The sequence below is a fragment of the Nibrella saemangeumensis genome, from assembly GCF_039541915.1.
In the GTDB taxonomy this organism is placed as follows: Bacteria; Bacteroidota; Bacteroidia; order Cytophagales; family Spirosomataceae; genus Nibrella; species Nibrella saemangeumensis.
Genome location: NZ_BAABHD010000084.1, coordinates 32843 through 51465 on the forward strand (window position 1 = coordinate 32843; position 18623 = coordinate 51465).

The window sequence follows — 18623 nt, forward strand, 5'->3', positions numbered from 1 at the left end:
ACCCTAATCGCAATTCATAGGGTTCCGGCTACTCATGTACCCATTTGACCCGCCAGGGGTCGTTGGTTTGCTCCTGGAAGTTTTTTAGCGACGCCAGCAGCGTATCATAAATAGTTTTATAGGCTTTGTTTTGGACCAGATTAGTGCGCTCCTGCGGATCTTTTTCGAGGTCGTACAGTTCAAAGGCCGGCCGACGCATATAGGCTTCTTTGGTGCGCGGCCCGTACTGCGTCTTCCCTGACTTCAGAAAACCCTGCCAGGTGGCCGAACCCCATAAATCAGACGCAAAGGGGAACGGCAGATCATGGGCCACATTCCAGATGAGCTTGTAACGTTTGGTCACCACTGAGCGCATGGGGTAGTACATGGTTACCTCATGAAAAGTGTGCGACAGGAATACCGTGTCGCCTTTGAACGGTGCCTTATTCGGTCCGGCATTGCGGTCGAAATACCCTTTCCAGGACTTGCCGTGGTAGAAGTTGGTGGGGCCGCGTTCGCCGTATTCGCCACCACCCTGCGGCCGGCTGGCGTTGGCCATGACGGGTGGGTTCAGGCCGGCATAGTCCAGCAGCGTTGGGGTAACATCTACCCAGGAGACCAGTTCGTCGCATACCTGATTTTTGCGGTTGGAAAACGGATTGCGAATGATGAGCGGCAGGCGGACCCCCGGTTCGTAGTGCGTGGTTTTGGCACCGGGTACGGGCATGCCGTTATCAGACAGGTAGATAACAATCGTGTTCTCCCAGAGCCCTTTTTCCTTCAACAAGTCAAACAACTTCCCAATACCCTGATCCATTCGGGAAACCGATTGGTAGTACTGGGCAAGTTCAGCTTTGGTCTCGGGCGCATCGGGTAGGAAGTACGGCACCCGCAGTGAGTCCATGCCGTAGACTGTTTCCGTTACCCCATCATGACCGTTCGGTCTGTTGCCGTGCGGATTGGCTCCGTAGGGCAGGTTTTTGTTGCTACCGGCCCGGTGCGGGTCGGTGGGGCAGAAGTACAGAAAAAACGGTCTGGTCTTATTGCTTTCCAGGAAGGTAGCACACTGACCGGCCATTTTTACCGGGTTGGAGCCGTCGTCACTCAGAGCCTCGTCGAATTTGTAGGCGCTGGCCGGCGCTACGTGGTATTTGCCGATGCGGGCGGTGGCGTATCCGGCTTCGCGGAGCAGGGCCGGCAGTGTTTTCAACTCTTCGTGCGAGCGGAAATGGTGGGTGGCGTGGGCGAGCCCGTACTGACCCGTGTTGTGATTATGCCGACCCGATAGCAGGGTCGACCGGCTGGGGCTGCACGACGATGTAGTGGCGTAAGCGCGGGTGAACCGCACTCCCTCTTTGGCCAGATAATCCAGATTAGGCGTTTTGGCCTGGGATCGTCCGCTTAGTGTATTGTAGCAGCCGATAGCGCTCAGGTCGTGGTCATCGCCGACGATCAGCACAACATTAGGGCGTGCAGCAGGATTCTGGGCCAGAACGGCACCAGTCAGTAAGACAAGGAAAAGGGTTAGCCTGGTTAACAACATACGTTTGGACGATTATTTACGGCTGATAGGCGCTCCCGCAACCGGCGGGCTGATCACGCCCAGGTAGCGACCCATCCAGTAGGGCAGCAGCCAGATGTCACCGGCGCTGTGTTCCGATACCCCGTTGCCGCCTTTGCGATCTAAGTTAAACATATTAGCGTTATGCCGCTGGATCGGCCGCTCATCGGGGGGTAATACCTCCCTGGTGGTTTGTCTGCGGAAATTAGGCGCTATCGTCTCAATATCCTTACGGTGGCTGTTGGCGATGCTCCAGTCAATGAGGTCAAGGGGATGCTCCTGTAGATACCAGATGGCTTCGTTCAGGTCAAAATCTTTCACACCGGTCAGGGCGGTGAAGATGTTCCAGGCACCTTCCTTCTCGGGGCGCTCGGCTTCCCAGTGGTCCAGAATGGCTTTCTTATATTTCGCCTTAAGCGTGTCGTTGAAGGCGTAGCGGTACAGGCCCCAGTAGCCGACAAAGTACATCTCGTCGTCGGAGTGATTCCAGCTTTCCGACAGGTTTTTGGCGTGGGCGTCGGCACTGGTTGGCGCTTCGCCGATCTGGCTCATCGGACGCATCAGGTTCTCCAGATAGCCGTGCTGCTGCATCAGTTCAAATGCTTTCTTCCGGTAAATGTCTTTTTTAGTGAAGTGATAGGCCGTTTGCAGCATGCCAATAATGTTGGACGAGTTGAGTTTCCGGTCGCCTACCGACGGGTCAAATCCATTGACGTATTTGGGGTTCCACTTGCCCCATTGGGTCGGTTTGCCGTTGTAGTCGATCAGGTACCAGTCATTTTTGATGATGTGCCCCATCAAGGTGTCGATGAGGCTGATGGACCGGGTTTTCAGGTCTTTGTCGGGGATGAGTTCGGCCATGGCTCCGAAGGCAAAGATATGGCCAATGACTTCGTCGCTGCTGGTGGTCGCTTTCCAATCCCACTCCGGATGGGGTGCATGCTGCCAGCGGTCCGGATCGGCAAGCTGGCTGATGAAGCCGCGCCGTTCAAACGAGCGCGACGGAAATCCCGGAATGGGATTGATGGTGTACAGCCGCTCCATGGCGTCGAGTGATTCGCGGCAGTTTTTCAGGGCTTCTTCGTCTTTGGTCACGGCATAGCGAAAAATCTCCCCGGCGAGGTACATGGAGGTCCACAGACCATCGTTGTCGGAATCGTCCATGTAGCCGGAGGCTACATTGCCTTTCTCCATGCCGCTGATCGAGGCATTGAAACCGTTGCGGATGTGGCGGCTGCGGACCTGCTCATCATAAAACATGGCCTTGTCGTGGAGGGTCATTTCCCTGAAGCAGATTTCACCGAGACCGGCATTGGTCAGTACCAGCACGGCATTATTTTTTCCTTTGGCAATATGCGTAACCTGGTTGCCGGGTAACCAGCGTTCACCGTAGTAATAGTCATACTTACCGTCGGGCCGCTGCGCAAACGCTCCCTGCGAAGTACCGAACCACAGCCGGCCGTTGATGTCGGCGACGGCGGTAATATCCGTAGCCGGCAGTTTTCGGCGAATCTCGCCGATGGGCTTTTTGGTGTTGGCATCCAGTTCAATATAGCCGTCGCGGGTGCCAATGATAACTTTTTTGCCCCCGCTGCTAAGGTCAAACGCGGTGAAGTCCTTGCCGGTATACACGGACGTCAGTTTGTTGGTGGCCGGTGAAAACGTAGCCAGTGACTGCCGGCCGAGAACCCAGAACTGATTGGCCCCTTCCTGAAAGCGCAGGCCGATTACCTCATCATTGGGCAGGCTCCCGTTCCAGAGACTTTTGGAGTCTTTCAGCAGATGCAGCGCCCGGCCGTCGGAGATCAGGAACGTAAAATTACGTCCGCCGGCCAGCAGCCTGGCGTTAGGCAGCGTGTGCTCCGAGTACAGTTTCCCGGCCCAGGCGTTGCTCAGGACCGCTTTGTTGTCCAGCAGTACGTGTTGCTGGTCGTACATTCCGATGGCCGCAATCTTCTTGTTTTTCAGCGTGCGGTACGTACCGTCTGGGCGTAATGTGCCGGGATAGAGAAACTGGCCGCCATAGGGCTGAAGTACCCCTTCTGGTGAAAATATCTTGATACTCCCGTTGCGGTCACAATAAACCTCGGAAAGTTTACTATTAGGTTTGTCGATATAGTATTTGACACTGTAATCCTGCAGGAAGGGTTTGTCTTGGTGCACCGATTGGGCATAGGACGACTGGCTGGTGAGGAGGCCAAGAAGCAAGCCGGAAAAAAGCAAAAAGCTGAGTGTACGCATATGGGTTAAGCGGTATAATGAAAATGTCCTGGTTAAAGGGTAATTCGGGCCGGATCGACCACTACGTATTTGATTGATTTACGGCTGTTCTCCGGATGGTAGGAGTACGTCAGGTGCAGCAGGCCGTCGGGCGTCTGAATGAGCGACGGATACGAGTAGCCGCCTTTGCCGGGCGGGTGATCTTCCAGCCGGATTTTTCGCTTCCAGGTTTTGCCTTCGTCGTCGGACAAACACAGGCTGACCCGGTAGCGTCCATCGTCAATATCATTGCCCAGAAACGCCCATTTGCCGTCGTTCAGTACCAGTAGTTCGACGCTGGCCGTATTGGGGATGTCGGTTTTGACCGCTGCTGTCCAGGTTTCACCCCTGTCTTTGGATTCGCTCACCTGCACCCGGCTGGGGTTATCTCCGCTGTCGCGCAGATAGGCCACCAGCGTACCGTCGCGTTTCCGGGCCAGGGCCGGCTGAATGGGTCCCCGGCCGACCAGCGGCAGGCTGGGTCGCCAGGTGGTACCATCGTCGTCGGAAATCGCCATCAGGCCCATGTTGTAACCATCGGAATAGAGGGGTAATATGATCCGGCCGTTTTCCTGGAGCATGGGTTTAATTCGGGTCATCCAGCCGATGCTGCGCTTGCGTGGGTCTTTGCTGGCTTCGATAATCATGCTGTCGTACGATTGGGCGTACTCCGCCCAGCCGGCTCCGGAGTGGGGTAGTTCCTTAAAGCGGGCGGCTACTTCGGTGGCAAAGCGGTCGTCGGGTTTGAGCAGGATGTTGTCCTGCCAGTTCCAGACGGGCGCACCGGTTTTCAGATAATCCGTGGAGGTCCGGAACCGCAGGATTGACTGTTCCCAGCGATTGGCCTGCACGGCAATCCAGACCAGAAACAGCTTTCCCTGGCTGTTCAGGAACAGTACCGGGTTGCAGTCGGGCAGGTTGGGCGTATCGGCCATCAGGAATGGCTCGCTCCAGCTTTTGTCGCCTTTCTTCAGGCGGGCACCCATAATGCGGACATCATCGGCGGTGCGCTCCCCGCTGCCCTGGAACCACGCCACCAGCATATCGCCGTTGGGCAGGCTCACCAGGCTGCTGCCGTGTACGTGTTGTGGTTGCTGCGGAAAGATCAGCATCTCCCGGATAATGGCAGAGTTTGAGGTGGTTTGGGCAACCGCAACAGCCATTGCACCAATCAGTACAAGCAGGCAGAGATAGTAACGAAGCAGGTTAGGTTTCAGGAGGTAGTGCATACGTGTTTAGCGTTTATCGGATCATACCCAGGTAGCGGCCCATCCAGTAGGGGTGGAGCCAGAACACCGGTTCGCGCTCCCGGTCGGGCGCACCCGCTACCGCCGTCCAGGGGTTCTTATCCCACCGTATGGTGGCCCGGATGCTGGGCGGTTGTAGCCGGTCGACCTGCAGTTCGTCCAGCACCGGGGTTCGCACGATGCGCAGGTCTTCGCGCCGGGTATGGTCAATGGTCCAGTCGACCAGGTCAAGGGGGGTGTCAATCAGGAAATTGACGGAATTGGTCAGTTCCTCTTTTTTGTCGCGGGAATAGCAATAGATGAAGTTAATCAGCGGGTTGTGGTCGTCCCGACGGCGGTCGAACCACTGGTCCATATGCTGCTGGTAGAAGGCCAGCAGCTCCGGATCTTTTTCGCATTTGAGCAGAATAGGATAAACATACGCGGCCAGCATCACATCAAAATAGATAAACCAGGCTGGATTCTGGTTCGGAATGCCGGCCATATTTTTCAGGTAGCCTTCATCGCGGATAAGCCTCAGGTATTCCGATTGGTATTTCTGCTTGCCGGTCATGTGGTAGGCCAACTTCAGAAACGCCAGCAGTTCCATGGAGTTCTGATTCCGGTCGGGCGTCCACTCCGGATCGCGGTTCAGCTTGTCGGGCGACCATACCGCCCAGCGCGTATGCGTGCCGTCGATGTCCACAAAGTTGTAGTTGTGGGCGATGAGGTAATCCATGATTTTACTGACGTGCCGGCGTATAAGCTCCTTCCCGGCTGCATCGGCCACCAATTCGTAGTAGAAAAAGTAGCCCATCATATGGCCGCATAACTCATCGCTGCTGGTGTCGCCTTTCCAGAGCCAGTGGCCATCCTTCGACTTGCGCCAGCGGATTTCCACCGGTTTAAAGCGGGGTTCCTTCACCAGTTCATCGGCACGCTGCCGATCGGTGAAGGTTCGGTTCGGATCGTGAAGTTCGGCTTTCCAATTGGCAGGAACGATGGTGCGGGCAAAGAAACCATCGGTACCGGTTACCTCTTGGAGCAGTTTCAGAAAACGAAAGGCTTTGGCAGCTTTTTCGCGGGCATCCGGGCTTTTCGTGGCCGCGTACCGGAAGCTCTCCATGGTCAGGTAACAGCCGGTATACTCGCCATCGTTATCGTCGTCTTCGGGTTGCCAGGAGCTGACATCCCCCGGCACCGCCAGCCGGCACTGCCCGGCAATCCAGGGGGCGCGGATATGCCGCTTCATCAGCACATCGTAAAAGTAATCCTGCTTCTGGGCCAGACTCATTTCCTGCCTACGGATCGCGCTTACTCCTTTGGGCGTGGCAATCCAGGCATCACCGGCCGGGTCAAACGCAATGGCATTAACGTGGTCGTCGAGCAGCCAGCGTCGGCTAAACAGGAGAGAGCGGTTGCCATCCGGCCGGAACCGGACCACGCCCGCTTCGGAACCGACCCACATGGTACCGTCGGGGGCCTGTTCGACACAGGTAACAAAGGAAGAAGGAATGCCATCCTCCGGTTTGAGTATTCGCCGTTGTTTGTTTGCGGGTAAAATTGTTACACCACCAAGGCCACCCGCCCACAGATTCCCGTCCTTATCCAGCGCCAGTCCTTTGACGTAAGCACTCAGCAGGTCTTCTTTTTTATAGATGTGGCGGGTAGCGCCGGCGGAGGTATGGTACAACCCTACATCACTGGCCGCCCACAGCCCACCCGATCCATCAGAAATGGCTTTGCGGATAGAGCGGGCAATGGGGTAGGGTTTCGGTTCGCAGCCGGTAGCGGTGAGCAGCCAGACGCCATGCGGCCCCAGCGCATAGACGCCCTCGGCGGTCGGACTCAGAACCGAAATAGGGGCTACCGGTCCGGCGACACGTTCAGGCCTGTTATTACTATAGCGGTATAGACCATTCCAGGTACCCAGCCAAACGGTGTTTTGCCGATCCACCGCGACCGCAAACGCCGGTCCTTTATCGGCAGGGGCCATCATGCTCTGCCAGCCGGCCTGACCGCTCGCCTTCCGGAATACGCCCGATGCCGTAGCGATCCAGACATTGGACTGGTTATCGACCGCGATGCTGCGCACATTGTTCTCGTCCGCATCCCGGCTGACCGGATAGGCTTCATGGTACTCCTGCCGGAACGAGGTATCCTGGTAGTACGCCGGCTCAGCACCTATGGCCTGGTGAAGGGCCGGAAGTGTATTGAGCCGGGAGGCCCCCAACACCAATCCACCGCCAACGGTCAGCAGACCGAGTAGCTGAAGAACGGGTATTCCGGGGGGTGATTGCATAGGAGCAGGCCTGATAAGGGTTTAGTAATATACTCCGTAAGCAGGTCGCCGGGCTATTGACTCCAATGACAATTTACAATTGAAACTGTCTCAGTATGCCTCTCATTGAATTTAAAAATAACCTTTCTATTCACTTGAGGGAATAAAAAGGATGCATTAGATGATACTTTTATGCCTGTTCTGTCTGTAAGATGAACGAGGTAAGTAACGATCATTTCACACCTACCTTTTTCGCTCAAATATTTTCTTTTGCTCTGAAATCTGGTCTCGTATGGTATAGCAATCGCCAACAGGGCCACCGATTGTCATCTTAACGGTACAGATCAACGAGCCATCACACCGGTGTAACGTTGCCTCACCGTAATCAGGACCGTAGAAGTAATCCAGCAGAAAAGCAGTTTGTCCTTTATAACGGGCTGAGTATATGGTCACATCGGCGGATACGTTCTTGCTGGCTTCAATCCAGGTTCGTAGCCAACTCAGGTCCCGAAGCGGTCGTTTAACTCCGCAGGTGTTGGGGATAACTTCCTCCCGGTTGCAGGAGAGTATAGCAAGCAAGAGTATAGTGACGGATATCTGTTTCATATGATATGAAGGAAAATAGCTATCCTACCGGCCGAAGAACAAATTGAAGCCAATAGTTAGCGAAGCGTTTCGGTAAATAGTAGTGAATTTGTTTTCCGATAATCCATCCGCTTTACTAGTCATCCTGGAGCGAACCCAATGGTAGCCTACCTGGGTATCTAAGGACACGTTTCTGGTCAGGAAATAAGCGACCCCTGCCGAAGGTGTAAATTGCATGGAATTTCCCCGGTTTACAGTCCTTTGCGGTGAGTTGATCAGGTTGGTATATCGACCATAACTCGTTGCTATCGAATACGAAACGCCGAGATAGGGTTTTACATTTGATTGACCCACGTAATATCGGACATAAGGCGAAATACCCAGGCTATTGGATGAGCCTCTGAGAAGAATAGTAGGATTACCTTGCCGCTGAGTCGAGTAACTTAGTGGAAGTCCTACCCCGACCAGAAAGTTATCGACTATAAAATAACCCGTAGATGGATTGACAGAGCCCGAAAAACTGGATACATTTTCAGTTAACTGAAAGGTGAAGGAACCGACATCAACTCCAACAGTCCAGCGTCCTTTTTCAGTAGGTGATTGAGCAGTGGTTAGTTGAGCTGCTGCTATCAGCAGAAGCAGGGGAGAAAGTTTCCTGAGCATACAGAAGTGTGGTTTGTTAATGTGTTAATTACACAAAAAATGTCATTCCGGGAACTACAGACAATATCAGTATATAGTTTGCTGTGCTCCTGTGTTCGCCCGCGATTGCATCGCGTGGCGGGCGAGGTTCGCGTTTGTAACGCGTATGGAATCGTATACTTTTTAAAGACGCGTTACAAACGCGAACCTCGCCCGTCGCTCGACACAGTCGAGGACGAACGACGGGTAAATTGCCTTGACGTATAACCTGAGAAGTGAGAAAGTTATACGTTTAATAAAGATTGCGCAGATTGAGGATAGATTTACGTAATCTGCGCTATAGAGTTGATTCTAATTGCTTACCTTTAGTTAGGATACATATCCGACGCCTACGCTTTGTTGCCACTGACCTTTTCCAGAACCATACGTTTGACTTAATGGGCTTCCTAAACCATGGCTACTATGAACCAACATATCCTCACCAGAGTCGTACAGGGCGATCAGGCCGCTTTTGCGGACCTTTATATTACATACCGGACTCCGGCGCTACGTTTCTGCATCTCGCTTCTGAAAGATGAAGAAGAGGCCGAGAACATGGTCCACGAGGTATTTCTGAAAATCTGGGACCGGCGCCATCAAATCAATCCGGAACTCAACTTCCATTCGTACCTGTTTACCTGCCTGCGCAACATGGTCTTTGACCATCTGAAGAAAATGGAGAAGGATCAGCTGCTCCGGGAGCGGTACTGGCAGCGGATGCAGAACATACGGGAAGAGGAAGGCGAAGAGGAGGAAAGGCGAATGGAGTTGCTGGAGGATGCTGTGAACAGCTTATCGACGAAGCGGAAACTAGTGTTGAAACTTAATGTCGAGCAGGGTAAGTCGTACCAGGAAATTGCCGAACTGCTGCGCATATCAAAAAACACCGTAAAAAATCAGCTGGTGAAGGCCCGGCAGCTTTTACGGGAGAAACTGGATTTTGCAGCTCTGTAACCAACAGGCCGGGAAATGGCCTTCTCATTTTGTATGATATGTAGTAGTCGAAGCAGCGTCAGTATGGGCGCTGCTTTTTTTTGGGCCGGCGTTGGTTACCCACTTCATTAAAAGTCCGTAAAGATATGCGGTAAGCGAGTAGTCCTTTCGGGGGGTGGTGCCGTACTATAGGCAAACTAAACTCAGGGGTAATATGCCAGGGTCCCGCGCCGAGTTTTTAATTGAACAGCTTTTGGCAAATCGGCTCACCGGGGCGGAGTTCGATGAGTTTCTGGCCGGTTTGGGTAACGACACCCGACTGGCCGAATACACCCAATACCTTGAACAGTATTTTATGGGATTGGTCCGGCAGGATGAGGAGGAAAAGCGGTTGGGCCTGACAAGTTGGAAGAGGAGTAATGGTTCAGAGTAAAGGAAATTACCATCAGTAGTGAATGCCGTAAACCTTTTGATATGAACAGATTGATCAACTACTTAACGAAAACGCTATGGACGCTACCGCTACCATCCCACGAGTGCTAAGGCGGCTATCAGCCGCGCTGCTTCTGGCCGTGCTTTGCTGCTCGCTGGCTTTGGCCCAATCCACAAGAACCATTTCCGGTAAGGTCACCGGATCACGCGATGGCGTACCTATGCCGGGGGTAAACGTTATTCTGAAGGGTACCCAGATGGGAAGTACCACCGATATTTCCGGCGACTACACCGTGGAGGTACGGGGTGATAATCCGGTGCTGGTATTTTCCTACATCGGCTTTACCTCCCAGGAGGTAGCCGTTGGTAACCGTAATACAGTCAATGTTTCACTGGAAGAAAGCGTATCCACGCTGCAGGAGGCCGTCGTAACCGCCCTCGGTATCAAGCGTGAGAAACGGGCCCTGGGCTACGCCGTCAGTGAGGTGCAGGGGAAAGATATTGTCAACGTTGCCCAGGAGAACGTGCTGAACGCCCTGTCGGCCCGCGTGCCGGGGGTAACCATCAACCAGACCAGCGGGGTGGGCTCGTCGGTTAGCGTCATTATCCGGGGGGCTACCTCACTCACTACGGATAACCAGCCGTTGTTTGTCATCGACGGGGTGCCCGTGGCCAACAGCCTGAACAACCTGCGGCAGATGGGTGACCGTAACAACGTCGACTACGGTAACGCGATCTCCGACCTGAACCCGGAGGACATCGAAACCATTTCGGTACTGAAAGGCCCCAGCGCAGCGGCCCTGTACGGTTCACGGGCCGGTAACGGAGTAATCCTGATTACCACCAAGAAAGGTAAAAAAGGGAGAGGCCCCGGCCTGTCGTTCTCAACCAGTAACGTATTTGAGGAGCCGTACCGCTACCTGAATTTCCACTACCGTTATGCATCTGGTAACCGCAACGCCCGGCTCGATGAAAGCTCGGCCTATTGGGCGGGTCCGGAACTGGATGCCGGAATAAAGGCTGTACAGTGGAACAGCCCGACCGATGCCAGCGGGACCAAAACACCGACGGAACTTCGGTCGTACCGCGATAACATGAAGAACTTCCTGCAGACTGGTATCACGTCGACCAATAACCTGGCGTTTGCCGGTTCGGGCGACCGTACCACTTACCGGGTGTCGTTTAATAATATGTTGAATAAAGGTTTGATTCCTAATTCGGACCTGTACCGCAATGGCTTATCGTCCGCGCTAACCTTCGACCTCAGCAAGAATTTTAAACTGAACACCGACCTGAACTTTGTGCGGTCGAATTCCAACAACCGCCCGTCAACCGCTAACCGGGGAGCTAACCCGTTGGAAGCCATTTATATCTGGCCGCATGTTAATGTCGATGAACTGAAAGATTACTGGCTACCGGGCAGCGAGCATATTCAGCAACGGGCACCGTCGACCAATGGAGATAACCCGTACTTTCTGGCATACGGCATCAACAATGGCTTTGTACGAGACCGCATCTACGGTAACGTAAAGCTGGATTGGACAATTACTCCGGAGCTTACGGCCTTTGCCCGGATTGCCCGTGACCAGTTTGTCGAAAACCGTGAGACCAAAATTCCCTGGAGCTACACCCGGGCTCGCAACGGGGGCTACCACCTGCAGGATATTGCCCGCCATGAGACCAATACTGACTTCCTGGTGACGTATCGGAAGCAGATCAGCAACCTTGATGTGAGTGTATCCGGTGGTGGTAACTACATGAGCCAGAACTACCGCGAATCGTTCATGAGCGGTACACAGTTGACCATTCCTGGTCTTTACCGCATCGGCAACGTACCGAACTCGGCCATGAGTGTTGGCAATTCGACGTTCCAGAAGTCTATCTACAGCCTCTACGGAATGGCGTCGCTGGGCTACAGGAACATGCTGTATCTGGATCTGACGGCCCGCAACGACTGGTCGAGCACCCTGCCGGCCGCTAACCGCTCGTACTTCTACCCATCGGCCTCCCTGAGCTGGCTGGCGAATTACGCTTTCCGCATGCCACAGAACGTATCACTGCTGAAGTTCCGGGCCGGCTGGGCGCAGGTTGGTAACGATGCCGCTCCGTATCAGTTGGTGCCGGCGCTGGGAACAGGTGCCTGGGGCTCACTCATTACGACCAATGTACCGGGTACGCTGCTCAACCCGCAGCTGAAGCCTGAGATCGCTACCTCAACCGAATTTGGGGTTGATCTGGGCCTGTTCAATAACCGGCTGCGGTTTGAAGGGACCTACTATTACGTAGAGAACAAAAACCAGATCCTGAGTATCACCACGCCGACCTCATCCGGTTTTAACAGCAAGCTGATCAATGCCGGTATGCTGGCCAGCCGGGGTTGGGAACTGAGCCTGGGCGGCAGTCCGCTCCGGAATCCGGAAGGCTGGAGTCTGGATCTGAACGTCAATTTCACCCGCAATCGCACGACCATCAAAGAACTGGCACCGGGCATCGACTTCTACCAGTTATGGGACGATAACAACGGCGGAGCCTTTACCTATGTTGGCGAAGAGATCGGAAACATCTACAGCCGGGGCTATGCAACGGTAAAAGACGCGGCTTCACCCTATTTCGGCTGGCCGATTCTGGACCGCAATGGCGGCTGGATTCCCGTCAATGACCGCTCGGCGCGGGAGAAAGTCGGCAACTTCAACCCTCGTTTTATCATGGGTGGGCAGGCTTCGTTGTCCTACAAGCGCTTCACCCTGAACGCCAGCTTCGATTGGCGGAATGGCGGTAACTTCCAGTCCTACACGTATCGCTACGGCGAATCTGACTGGAAGTCGCAGCGGCAGGTCAACAACCTGATCCAGGGTGGTCTGATGTCGCCGACCGAACTGGCCGCCATGCTGAAGTCGAATCCCCAGGAGTACATTATTCCGGTAAACGGCAACTTCCCGCGGGTAGGGGGGTATACGCAGGCTACCGGCGGTATGGCGCACGATTCCAACAACGACGGTATCATGGAATACGACGGCGGGTTTGTTCCGGGTGTGATTCAGAACGCCGACGGATCGTTCACGGAACATCTGGGCGGTCCCGGTACCAATGTCCATCCGATTACCAACCTATACCCGTGGAGCTACAACAAGCAGATTACGTTTGATGCTTCCTTCGTCAAACTGCGGGAGATCTCGCTGGGCTACGACATACCGAAGCTGTTCGGATTGCGGAACGCCAATGTATCGGTATTCAGCCGGAACCTGATCCTGTGGACGGCTGCCAACATCGGTATCGATCCGGAGCGGGCTTTCCAGGCCGACGGTGGTCGTTTCCGCCAGGGTATCGAACTCCAGAACGTGATGCCGTGGACGGTTCCGGTGGGCTTTAAGTTAGGTTTCAGCCTTTAATTCCTGTTTAGCTATGAAAATCCTGAACTTATTTTCTAAATCTCTTCTCGTTCTGGCCGTGGTGCTGTTGGGATCGTGTGAGAAGCACCTGACGGAACTGAATGAAAACCCGAATGTGGTAGACCCGTCGACGGCCAACCCTAATATGCTGATGCCTACGGTCATGACCGGCGCGGCTATGGGGTATCTGGAACTCGGCTATAACGATATTGCCGGGGTGGTCCAGCACACGCAGAAAGACGGCTGGTTCAGCGGCCACAACCATTATGACTGGGGCCCGCAGGACTGGAGCAGCTGGTATAACCTGCTGCGGAACAATGACTTCCTGCACCAACGCGCTGTGGAGTCCGGCTTTAAGTTTCACCAGGGCGTGGCGCTGACGATGAAGTCGTTCATCTTCGGGCTCATCACCGACTTATGGGGCGATGCGCCTTATACAAATGCGGTGAAAGGGGGCGTCTCCAATGACTTTCTCCAGCCGGCCTACGATAGCCAGGAGGTTATTTACAAGGGTATTATCGAGGATCTGAAGGCTGCCTCGGCGCTGTTTGCCTCCGGCGACAACACTGGCTACCGGACCGGCTACGATGTCTATTACAACGGCGATATGAGCAAATGGCAGAAACTGGCCAACTCATTGCTGCTGCGTTATTACATGCGCGTGTCGGCCAAGATGCCCGAGGTGGCGAAAGCGGGTATTGAAGCCATTTACACCTCCGGGGTGTACATGAAGACGCCCGCCGACGATGCAACGATGAATTACATCGGAGCCACGGCGGCCAACTCCTGGCCGGGTGCGGTTGCGTTCCAGGCAGACCCGTCGGAATACCGCCGACGCAAGCCGGCGCAGACGCTGATGGATAATTTGCTGAGCAATAACGATCCGCGACTAACGGTCTGGTTTGCACCCGTGTACGTTCGCTGGGTAGAAGATCCCACGCTGGACGTAGCGGTAGATCCCTTTATCCGGAAGAACGGCGTTATTCAGCAGGGTGTCGTATCGCTCACCGATGCCAAATACCTGACGGAGGTGAAGGCCGGAGCCAAGTTTACCCGCCACTATAATCCGGATAAGTTTGGCCGTAAACTGGACACCCGGGAGTACGTAGGGGTGCCGCCCGGTCTGATCGATCCAAGTTCGTATAACTACAATCCGACACCGGGTCAGGTAGTTGAAAACCAGCACGTTTCCCAACTGGCGGAAGCGTACCGGGGCAGCAGCGGGGGGCTCCTGAAAGCCCGTCTGATCTCGGCCGCGGAGGTAAGCTTTATCCTGGCCGAAGCCGCCCTGAAAGGCTGGGCCGTGGGTACGGCCGAAACGCACTACAACGCCGGTATCAAAAATTCACTGGATACCTGGGGCGTCGGTAACAAGTATGAGGCCTACATCGCCCAGAAGAACGTCGCCTTTAACAAAACGCTGGAGCAGGTACTGGAGCAGAAGTGGATTGCCAGCTGGACGGCCGCCACCGAAGCCTGGTTTGATTACCGCCGGACGGGTTTTCCCACCATGAAAGCGGGTCCGGCGTCGCCGGCTCCGGTACTGCCGCTGCGCTTCAACTATGGCGACAATGAAATGAACTTCAACGCTAAAAACGCCGACGGTGCTATGGGCCGGCTGGAGGTGACCCCGCACTCCGGTCAGCGCGGGAAAAATAGCCCGTGGTCAAGACCCTGGATTGTTCAGGGAACCGGGAAGCCCTGGTGATTTTCGTATGGTTAGCGGAAAGGGTGGAATGCTGGACGTTCCACCCTTTTTACCGTAAAGTATGAGCTGGCCCGCTTTTCTGAATACGCATTTTCCTAATCCCATAACCATTTTTATGTACTACACGTCTACATCCAAGACTACGCTCTGGCGTTTTCTGTCGCTAATGAGCTTTGCGCTGCTGTGGCTATCGGTGGCCTGGGCTACCGGACGTCCTTACGGTCCTCCCGGCCAGGATAGAACGGCGAATCCGCTTCAGGACCGGGTCGTCTCCGGTCAGGTTACCACCAAACTGGCGGGGGCATCCATGCCGGGTGTTAACGTGGTTATCAAAGGTACGCAGATGGGGACCACCACCGACGCGAACGGGCGTTACACCCTGACCGTCAGCGGCAGCAACCGGGTGCTGGTCTTCTCATACATTGGTTTCGTAACGGAGGAGGTGCCGGTGGGTAACAGAAATGTTATTGACCTGGCGATGACCGAAAGCGCTGAGACCCTGCAGGAGGCCGTTGTGACGGCTCTGGGTATCAAGCGCGAAGAACGGTCGCTGGGTTATTCGGTTGGCAAGGTAGAAGGCAAAGAACTGAACCGGGTGGTGCAGGAAAACGTCTTGAACTCCTTAGCGGGTAAGGTAGCTGGTGTTACCATCAGTTCGACCGGTGGAACGGGTTCGTCGGTGAGCATGGTCATCCGGGGTGCCACTTCGCTCAGCAGCGACAACCAGCCGCTGTTTGTCATCGACGGCGTACCCATTGCCAACACGCTGAACAACATCAGTCAGGTGGGCAACGACAACCGAGTCGATTTTGGCAACGCCATCTCCGGCCTGAACCCCGACGATATTGAAAATATTTCTATTCTGAAAGGGCCGAGCGCAGCTGCCCTGTACGGCTCGCGGGCGGGTAATGGCGTGGTGCTGATCACAACAAAAAGCGGGTCTAAAACTAAGAAGGTAACCGTAACCATCAACTCCAGCACTGTTTTCGACAAACCCTTCAAGTTTCTGAAGTGGCAGACGCAGTTTGGCTCCGGACAATATTCCGCCATCCCGGCCAGTATTAGCGGCACACCGTTCAGCAATCCGTTCGGTAAGCTCGTGCAGGAGGAAGTGGGCGCTACCTACGGGGCAGCCCTGGACAAAGGCTATTCGGAGGTGCAGTGGAACAGCCCGCTGGACGCCAACGGCAAACCCATTGCGATGCCGCTGGTTTCCCACCCGGATAATGTAAAGAACTTTGTGCAGACCGGGGTTACAACGACCAACGGGGTTTCGGTGGCCAATAATACCGACCAGATTACCTACCGGCTGTCCTACTCCAATATGTCGCATAAGGGAATCATCCCAAACTCCGATCTGTTCAGAAACACCTTCAATCTCAATTCGAGCCTGCGGGTGAGCGATAAGGTTCGCGTGAGCACCAACCTGGACATCAGCCGCAACAACGCCAACAACCGACCGGCTGGTAACCGGGGTACCAATCCCCTGCAGTGGGCCTATAATGTGTCTCCGCATACCGATATTCTGGCCTTGAAAGACTACTGGCTGCCGGGGCAGGAAGGACTTCAGCAGCGGTCGCAATTCAAGGGCATTTTCAACAATCCGTATTTTCTGGCGTACGAAGTCAACAACAGTTTCGTGCGCGACCGGGTGTATGGTAACCTGAAAGCCGACTGGCAGATTACCCCCGAACTGAGCCTGATGGGCCGCTACGCCCTGGATACGTATAAGGAGCAGCGTGAGATGAAGATCGCCAATAGCTACACCAACGATCCGCGGGGGGCCTACGGTATTATCGACCTCAGCAATCTGGAAACCAATGCCGACTTCCTGGCTACCTACCGCAAAGACGTTAAAGGCTTTGGCGTCTCGGTATCCGGCGGGGGAAATGCCCGCTACCAGAAAGGCGGAAACGTGTCGAATGCCTCGCGGAACGGTACCGGCCTGATTGTGCCGGGCGTGTACACGATCCAGAACATCCTGCCCGAGAACCTGGACTTTAGCAGTAACCGGTTCCAGCGGGCCATCTACAGCGTGTACGGTATGGCCAACCTGAGCTACAAAGACATGATCTACCTGGACCTGACCGCCCGCAACGACTGGTCGAGTACCTTGCCCGCCAACAACCGCTCGTATTTCTACCCGTCGGCGTCGCTGAGCATGCTGGTAAACGAGATGCTGTTTCCCACTTTCGATGCCATCAGCCTGTTGAAGCTTCGGGGCGGTTACGCGCAGGTAGGTAACGATGCGAACCCGTATATGCTGCTCAGCACGCTGAACAACGCCGGAACCTGGGCGGGTGTTCCGCGTTTGTCGGTGCCGGGGACGTTGCTGCTGTCGGATCTGAAACCCGAGATCGCTACTTCGTACGAAGCCGGCGTCGACCTGAATCTGTTCCGCAACCGGCTGCGGCTGGGAGCAACCATTTACCAGGTAGAGAACCGCAACCAGATCCTGAGCACCAAACTGCCGCCTTCGTCGGGGTATACGTCCAAGAACATCAATGCCGGATTGCTGGTCAGCAAGGGAATTGAACTATCGCTGGGCGGCACGGTGCTGCAAAACAACGGCTGGCGGCTGGATGTCAATACCAACCTGACCCGCAACCGTACCAGCATCAAAGCCCTGTCGGACGATCTGCCCTACTATACCCTCTGGACCGATGCCAAGGGCGGGGCGTGGACGTACGTGGGCGAAGAGATCGGCGATATTTACGATGCGCAGATTGTGACGGTTACCGACAAATCGTCGCCATATTATGGTTATCCATTGCTGGACAAAACGGGTAAGTGGCAGTCGATTGATGCCATTAACACCCGTAACAAGATCGGGAACTTCAATCCAAAATTCATCATGGGTGCGCAGACCTCGCTCTCGTACAGGGGCTTCAGCCTGAACATGTCTTTCGACTGGCGCAACGGGGGCGACTTTGTTTCCCAGACCTACCGCTACGGCGAAGAAGACGGGCGGTCGCAGTTGTTTCTGGACAAGCTCATCAACCCGAACGGCCTGACCGGCGATGCGCTGCGCAATTACCTGGTCGCCAATCAGGAGGAGTTGATCAAGATTCATGGTAACTACTTCCCGCTGGTAGGCGGACCCACGCCCGATTATGGTGGGTATCCGTTTAAATACGGACCGTACACCCTGCCCCATGGCGGTACGTTTATTCCGGGCGTCATCGCCACCGGCTACGACGCCAGTGGTAATCCGACGGGTTATCAGGAAAACCTGGGTGGTCCCGGTACGCAGATCCTGCCGTTTGCCGGCAGCACGGCCTGGTCGTTTACGCGGGCGTTCCTCTACGATGCGTCGTACCTGAAGCTGCGCGAGGTATCCATGGGCTATGACTTACCGGTGAGCCTGATCCGGAAGATCGGGATGCAGAACGCCAATGTCTCCGTCTATAGCCGGAACATCATTCTGTGGACGGCCGCCAAGATCAACATCGACCCCGAAATGGCGTTCCAGCAGGAAGCGGGTTTGCAGGGAGGGGGCAGCCAGTTCAAACAAGGCATTGAGCGGTACAACGTCACGCCCTGGGTGATTCCGGTCGGCTTTAAACTCAACTTAACTTTCTAAGCCCAC

11 protein-coding genes are annotated in these 18623 nt (G+C 54.9%); 5 read left to right on the forward strand and 6 right to left on the reverse strand.

All coding sequences use genetic code 11. From position 1 onward, the window contains the following. Positions 1–28 precede the first annotated feature (28 nt). The 6 genes from ABD949_RS27895 to ABD949_RS27920 all read right to left on the reverse strand — a co-directional run bounded on the left by ABD949_RS27895 (position 29) and on the right by ABD949_RS27920 (position 8554). Positions 29–1522 carry a sulfatase family protein gene (locus tag ABD949_RS27895; protein ID WP_345249326.1) on the reverse strand — a complete coding sequence of 498 codons (1494 nt, stop codon included), beginning with the start codon at positions 1520–1522 and terminating at the stop codon, positions 29–31. Positions 1523–1534: 12 nt separating this feature from the next. Beyond that, the gene (locus ABD949_RS27900) at positions 1535–3781 is read right to left on the reverse strand and encodes a ligand-binding sensor domain-containing protein (protein WP_345249328.1); all 2247 of its coding nucleotides are present in this window, start codon (positions 3779–3781) and stop codon (positions 1535–1537) included. A gap of 32 nt (positions 3782–3813) precedes the next feature. After that, complete coding sequence (locus ABD949_RS27905) at positions 3814–4962, reverse strand: sialidase family protein (RefSeq protein ID WP_345250425.1); 1149 nt, start codon at positions 4960–4962, stop codon at positions 3814–3816. A 79-nt stretch (positions 4963–5041) separates the two neighbouring features. Then, the gene (locus ABD949_RS27910; protein WP_345249330.1) at positions 5042–7327 is read right to left on the reverse strand and encodes a ligand-binding sensor domain-containing protein; all 2286 of its coding nucleotides are present in this window, start codon (positions 7325–7327) and stop codon (positions 5042–5044) included. A gap of 222 nt (positions 7328–7549) precedes the next feature. Continuing rightward, positions 7550–7912, reverse strand: a complete 363-nt coding sequence (locus ABD949_RS27915; RefSeq protein WP_345249332.1) for a hypothetical protein — start codon at positions 7910–7912, stop codon at positions 7550–7552. Between the two features lie 24 nt (positions 7913–7936). After that, positions 7937–8554: an outer membrane beta-barrel protein gene (locus ABD949_RS27920; protein WP_345249334.1), complete on the reverse strand. Its 618-nt coding sequence runs from the start codon at positions 8552–8554 to the stop codon at positions 7937–7939. 441 nt (positions 8555–8995) lie between these two features. Here ABD949_RS27920 and ABD949_RS27925 point away from each other — a divergent pair, with 441 nt between their 5' ends. From ABD949_RS27925 to ABD949_RS27945, 5 genes are all read left to right on the forward strand, one after another. Beyond that, positions 8996–9526, forward strand: coding sequence for an RNA polymerase sigma factor (locus tag ABD949_RS27925; RefSeq protein WP_345249336.1), 531 nt, complete (start codon positions 8996–8998; stop codon positions 9524–9526). Between the two features lie 193 nt (positions 9527–9719). Beyond that, positions 9720–9938, forward strand: coding sequence for a hypothetical protein (locus tag ABD949_RS27930; protein WP_345249338.1), 219 nt, complete (start codon positions 9720–9722; stop codon positions 9936–9938). Positions 9939–10014: 76 nt separating this feature from the next. Next, positions 10015–13326 (forward strand): SusC/RagA family TonB-linked outer membrane protein, encoded by a 3312-nt coding sequence (locus ABD949_RS27935; protein WP_345249340.1) that lies wholly within the window; start codon positions 10015–10017, stop codon positions 13324–13326. Between the two features lie 13 nt (positions 13327–13339). Further along, positions 13340–15034, forward strand: a complete 1695-nt coding sequence (locus ABD949_RS27940) for a SusD/RagB family nutrient-binding outer membrane lipoprotein (protein WP_345249342.1) — start codon at positions 13340–13342, stop codon at positions 15032–15034. Between the two features lie 61 nt (positions 15035–15095). Beyond that, entirely contained in the window at positions 15096–18617 is a 3522-nt protein-coding gene (locus ABD949_RS27945) for a SusC/RagA family TonB-linked outer membrane protein (RefSeq protein WP_345249344.1), read from the forward strand. Positions 18618–18623 lie beyond the last annotated feature (6 nt).

Excerpts from the sequence above, each read along its gene's own strand:
- ABD949_RS27895 (WP_345249326.1), bottom strand. The coding sequence starts at position 1,522 with ATGTTGTTAACCAGGCTAACCCTTTTCCTTGTCTTACTGACTGGTGCC.
- ABD949_RS27900 (WP_345249328.1), bottom strand. The coding sequence starts at position 3,781 with ATGCGTACACTCAGCTTTTTGCTTTTTTCCGGCTTGCTTCTTGGCCTC.
- ABD949_RS27905 (WP_345250425.1), bottom strand. The coding sequence starts at position 4,962 with ATGGCTGTTGCGGTTGCCCAAACCACCTCAAACTCTGCCATTATCCGG.
- ABD949_RS27910 (WP_345249330.1), bottom strand. The coding sequence starts at position 7,327 with ATGCAATCACCCCCCGGAATACCCGTTCTTCAGCTACTCGGTCTGCTG.
- ABD949_RS27915 (WP_345249332.1), bottom strand. The coding sequence starts at position 7,912 with ATGAAACAGATATCCGTCACTATACTCTTGCTTGCTATACTCTCCTGC.
- ABD949_RS27920 (WP_345249334.1), bottom strand. The coding sequence starts at position 8,554 with ATGCTCAGGAAACTTTCTCCCCTGCTTCTGCTGATAGCAGCAGCTCAA.
- ABD949_RS27925 (WP_345249336.1), top strand. The coding sequence starts at position 8,996 with ATGAACCAACATATCCTCACCAGAGTCGTACAGGGCGATCAGGCCGCT.
- ABD949_RS27930 (WP_345249338.1), top strand. The coding sequence starts at position 9,720 with ATGCCAGGGTCCCGCGCCGAGTTTTTAATTGAACAGCTTTTGGCAAAT.
- ABD949_RS27935 (WP_345249340.1), top strand. The coding sequence starts at position 10,015 with ATGGACGCTACCGCTACCATCCCACGAGTGCTAAGGCGGCTATCAGCC.
- ABD949_RS27940 (WP_345249342.1), top strand. The coding sequence starts at position 13,340 with ATGAAAATCCTGAACTTATTTTCTAAATCTCTTCTCGTTCTGGCCGTG.
- ABD949_RS27945 (WP_345249344.1), top strand. The coding sequence starts at position 15,096 with ATGAGCTGGCCCGCTTTTCTGAATACGCATTTTCCTAATCCCATAACC.